This is a genomic window from Terriglobus sp. YAF25 (assembly GCF_052113305.1).
Classification (GTDB): Bacteria; Acidobacteriota; Terriglobia; order Terriglobales; family Acidobacteriaceae; genus Terriglobus.
Genome location: NZ_JBFRCY010000283.1, coordinates 1 through 5,353 on the forward strand (window position 1 = coordinate 1; position 5,353 = coordinate 5,353).

The window sequence follows — 5,353 nt, forward strand, 5'->3', positions numbered from 1 at the left end:
CTGTAACAGAAGCCGGGTAGCCACATTTCCCAGCTCAGCGGCAGGCTGGCGCACCGCGGTAACCGCGGGAGTAATCAGAGTGAAAAAGTCGACGTCATCGAAACCAACCAGCGCAATGTCCTTCCCCATCTGAATATTCAGCTCTTTGAGGGCCTCAATCACCCAGATCGTGGACGCATTATTCGCCGTAAAAATAGCGTCAGGACGGTTGCGCGCGGTGAGCAGCTCGGCCAGCACCGCCTTTGAAGAAGCACTCGATTTCAACTCCAGCTCGTTCTGATAAGAACGTTTCGCTTTCCGGAGCGAATCCCTGTAGCCGGCAATTCGATCCTTCATGGTCCGGAGGTGCGCATTCGCTGAAATACAAACGATTTTCTTGTAACCATGCTCTACCAGGTGATCCACGGCCATCGCGGCGCCGGCCTGGTTTTCAACGCCGACCGAATCTGTTGTGGCCACCTCAATCGGGCGATCGATCGTCACGACCGGCGTATTCCCGGCAACGATGGCCTTGAGATACGGCTCACGGCTCTGGGTAGGAACCAGAAGAATGCCGTCCACGGGGTGATGGGTCATGCTCTCGACCTGTGCCGCCTCAATGGCGGGGTCGTCCTCAGACGCGGCAAGCCATACCAGGTAGTTCTGGGCCCGGGCCGTCTCCTGGACGGCGTGGCTTACAACCGAAAAAAACGTATCGGAAATGTCAGGAACAATCAGACCGATCGAGCGGGATAACTTTCCTGTTAACATGCGTGCGGCATGATTAGGACGGTAGTTCAGCTTCCGGATCGCTTCACGGACCTTCTTGGCAGTCGCCGGCGTGACATAGGGATGCCCATTGATCATCCTGGAGACGGTCATGGGGGCCACTCCGGCTGCTTTTGCTACATCTTGCAGCGTTGCCCGTTTTTTCTTCGATTGTTGATGCAATCATGGCCTCAAATCTGAGAGAGCTACCATATCACCGGTTTTCTGGTAGCGTCAGTATTCCACAATAAAATCGGTGCCTCTATCTTGACAATACTTATTCCAAACGCTTAAACAGGTTGCTGCTGTGATAGCGCAATCATAATTTTACGTAAACGATGTCGTTGTACTTTTTCGAGGAGGCTGGATGAAACGCCATAAAATCCCTATACGGATATTTCTATCCGTTCTGGTGTATCTGTTTTTAACGGGGTATTCACTCGTTGCGCAGGATACGTCGTCACTGTCAGGAACCATTACCGATCCTTCCGGAGCGCTTGTTTCGAAGGCGAATATCACCCTTCAGAACAACGCTACCCGCGCTGAGATCCATGCGGTCTCAAACGACGAAGGCAACTTCACCATCACCAACGTCACACCTGGGGCGTACACCCTGCGCGTTGAGGCCTCGGGCTTTGCGAGCGTAACGCTCAGCGGTATCCAGGTCGATCCCAACATTGGACGCCGCGTCGACGTAACCATGAAGGTGGGTGACAGCACCACCTCCGTCACCGTCGAAGCAAACGTCAATACGGTGCAGACCGAGAGCGCCTCGGTCGGCCAGCTGATCACCCAGGAGCAGGTCAAGAACATCCAGCTCAACGGACGCAATCCGCTTTACCTGGCCCAGATGGAGCCCGGTGTCGTCCGCAACAACTCGATGGCGGCCCTTGGCTTCGGTCTCGATAATCCGCTCAACATCAACGGAGCCCGTTCGCAGGAGAGCATGCAGACCTTCGACGGTGCACCGATGGTGCGTACCCGTTCGAACGGCACCAGCACTGGCGTGGCGGACGTCGACTCCACCTCGCAGGTCCAGGTCCTCAGCTCAAACTACCCGGCCGAGTACGGCCGCACCTCAGGCGGCCTGATCCGCCTGGTTCCCAAGAGCGGCACGGCCAACTTCCACGGCAGTGTCTTTGAGTACTTCCGCAACAACTATCTCAATGCCAACACCTGGCAGCGCAATAGTGCCGGGTTGAAGCGCGGCGCGTTCCGCTACAACCAGTACGGTTGGAACCTGAATGGCCCGGTCTTTATTCCCGGCCACTTCAACACCGGCCGTAACAGGCTCTTCTTCCTGTTAGGGCAGGAGTGGGTGAAGTACAACCACGATGACACATCCAGCGCCACACTGAAGGTGCCGACAGTGCGTATGCGCACGGGTGACTTCGGTGAACTGCTTGGCTCGAACATCTTTTACAGCACCCCGGTGCAGATCGTGAATCCCACCACGGGTGTTGCCTACGCCAACAACGTCATCCCGACCGCACAGCTGAGCCCGAACGGCATTGGCCTGCTGAACGCCTATCCGACACCCAACCTCGTCGGAAATGCCTCCAGCAACTGGACCGATACGGCCCTCTACGCCGAGAAGCAGCGTAAGGACACAATCATCATCGACCTGGTCCCCAGTGACGCGCATCGCCTGCGCTTCAGCCTGCTGAACTACAACTACGACGACTACGAGCCGCACTTCGGCAACTTCAACACCAATCCTCGTATCTTCCATCGCCCGAACCAGATCGCGGTTCTGCATCACACCTGGACTGTCAGCTCCACGATGGTGAACGATGCCTTCGTCTCCGGCGCAGCGGACCACGTCGACATCAACATCGACACGTCCTCGGGCCGTTATGACCGTACCAAGTACGGCATTAACTATCCCTACCTCTTCGGCGCTGCCAACAAGGTTGTTCCCAACAAGATCCCAACCATTCAGCTTGGCAGTTTCGGCACGCTCGACGGCGGTCCATATCCGTCGCGCTCCGGCGGTATGGTCTACGACGTGGGCGATACGTTCACGTGGGTTAAGGGCAACCACACGCTCAAGTTCGGCGGAGTATGGGAGTATGCCGGCGAGAACAACTACGACCAGATCAGCGTCGACAACACGCGCCCTGGCACCACGAACAACCAGAACGGCCTCTTCGTCTTTACGGATAACCGCGGTGGCGGCTCCACTTCCAAGGCGGCAGTTGCCAATACCGCGCTCGGCCTCTTCGACACGTACGGCGAAATCGGCCAGCGTTCCTATACTCCGTTCCGCGGCAACATGTTCGAGATGTTTGCCCAGGACCAGTGGCGCATGACCTCGAAGTTCGTTCTCGAGTATGGCGTCCGCTACAGCATCATGAAGCCCTACCATTCGTTGTGGGGTAACCAGGCGTTCTTCAGCCCGAAGGACTACAACCCGTCACTGGCTCCCGCCGTCAACACGACCACGGGCTTCCTGACCGGTGGAGATCAGTACAACGGCGTCGTGATCCCGGGATCCGGCTTCCCCGGCGCAGCCAAGGGACATGTTCCTGACAGCATCCTCAACGGTAACTACCAGCGACTCTTCCGCGGCTACGATTCGAACTACTCGCCGACGGTCTATACCAACATCCAGCCTCGCGTAGGTTTTGCCTACCAGGTTGAGCCGGGTACGGTAATCCGCGGCGGCGCCGGCCGCTACATGCAGCGTCTCGGTATCAGCGACACGGTGCACGTGGGCGGCAATGCTCCGTTCCAGCCGGCTTCTACGGTAAGCCAGGGAAGCGTTGATAATCCCGGCGGCGCCGCCGGAAGCGTCACTCCGCTGGCCTTCACCTCACACGCTTACACCTATCCAAGCCCAGAGGCCTGGGCATGGAACCTGACGGTGGAACACGAGTTCACCAACATAGCCACGTTCACCCTGAGCTATGTCGGCCGTCGCGGCTACCACCTGGAACAGTTGGCAAATATCAACTCGCTCCAGCCCGGTACGATTCAGGCTAACCCGACCGTCAAGGCTCCGGATGCGCTTCGTCCGTACAAGGGCTTCTCGACCATCATCGAGGCCCAGAATAACGGTGGGTCTATCTATCACGGCATGCAGGCCAATGTGAAGCGCCGCCTCACCAGGGGCTTCCTTTTCGGTGTGGCCTATACCTGGTCCAAGAGCCTGGATTACGGCTCTTCGAACGGTACAAACATTCCCAACGCCTTTAGCAACGCTAACCTCTATGGTCCGAGCGACTTCGACACCAAACACGTGATGGTTGCCAACTACGTCTGGGATATCCCTTACGGAACCCATGCAAGCAACCCGTTCGTTCGCACGGTGGTTGGCGACTGGCAGTTCTCCGGAACCATCCAGGCCCAGTCTGGACGTCCGCAGAGTGTTACGCGCAACCTCGATCAGGCTGGTGTTGGACCGGGTTCCGGCAACCAGTACTACAACCGCACCCGCCAGTCTGCTCTGCCGCACTCATTCGGCACCTCAGGACAGTGGTTTGAAGTTGGTACAGGCTGCGGCCCGATCAATTCAACCTGCCTTTATCAACCTGCTGCCGCTGGAACCTTTGCTGCACGTGGCTCCCGTGGCTCCATCTACGGCCCCGGCTTCCAGAGCTATAACGCCGCGCTGCAGAAGGCCTTCCACGTCATCCCCGGTCACGAAAACCATCAACTGGTCTTCAAGGCCGAAGCGTTCARCTTCGTCAACCATCCCAACCTTGATAACCCCGATATGAGCCCGACCAGCAGCACCTTCGGTAAGGTGACCAACAAGGGAACAACCTACGCGTCGGAACGCCAGTTCCAGTTCAGTCTGAGATACGCGTTCTAAACCCCGAGCCCCGCGGCAAACGCCGCGGGGCTTTTCTCTTTCTCCCCTACAACAGATTCAAGGAACGAGGAGCGGTCAGATGCGATCGATGGATTCTTCGCGCCCGGGCTTCAACGTCGGACATCGCAACACTTCCAGGCAGAGACTCATCCGCCGCGTCCTGTGGGTCGGCGCTCTCTCCAGCGCAGCCTTTGCCCAGACGATGAAGGCTCCCGATATCACCAGCCAGCCGACGCTCTATGTCGTTCCTTATGCCCATCTCGATACCCAGTGGCGCTGGGAGTTTCCGCAGACCATCAGCGAATATCTGCTGAAGACCATGCGGGTGAACTTCGACTACATGGATCGCTATCCGCACTACGTCTTCAACTGGACCGGAGCTAATCGCTACCGTCTGATGAAGGAGTACTTCCCTTCCGACTACGAACGGATGCGCACCTATGTTGCCGCCGGCCGCTGGTATCCCGCCGGCTCCTCCGTCGAAGAAGGTGACGTCAATCTTCCCAGCGCAGAAGGTGTCTTCCGCCAGATCCTGTACGGCAATAGCTACTTCCGCAAAGACTTCGGCAAGGCCAGCGAGGAGTACATGCTGCCGGACTGCTTCGGCTTCCCGGCATCGCTGCCGAGCATTCTTGCCCATGCCGGCATTAAGGGCTTCTCGACCCAGAAGCTGAATGCCGAATGGCAGCCGGCACCAAAGATCGGCGGCCCGAACTCGCCGGAGCAGACGCCGGAAGGCATCCCGTTCAACGTCGGCATGTGGTACGGCCCTGATGGAAAGGGTGTGAT

General features: G+C 57.8%; 2 protein-coding genes and 1 pseudogene. 2 read left to right on the top strand and 1 reads right to left on the bottom strand.

Translation table 11 applies throughout. The features are described from left to right. The coding region (locus tag AB4043_RS13180; protein ID WP_442307243.1) for a LacI family DNA-binding transcriptional regulator at positions 1-930 on the bottom strand (930 nt) is incomplete at its 3' end. 184 nt (positions 931-1,114) lie between these two features. Between AB4043_RS13180 and AB4043_RS13185 the strand changes: the two genes are divergently transcribed. Both AB4043_RS13185 and AB4043_RS13190 read left to right on the top strand, forming a co-directional pair. Next, complete coding sequence (locus AB4043_RS13185; protein ID WP_442307244.1) at positions 1,115-4,564, top strand: carboxypeptidase regulatory-like domain-containing protein; 3,450 nt, start codon at positions 1,115-1,117, stop codon at positions 4,562-4,564. 202 nt (positions 4,565-4,766) lie between these two features. Further along, positions 4,767-5,353 (top strand): annotated as a pseudogene (locus tag AB4043_RS13190) (alpha-mannosidase); the annotation flags it as partial.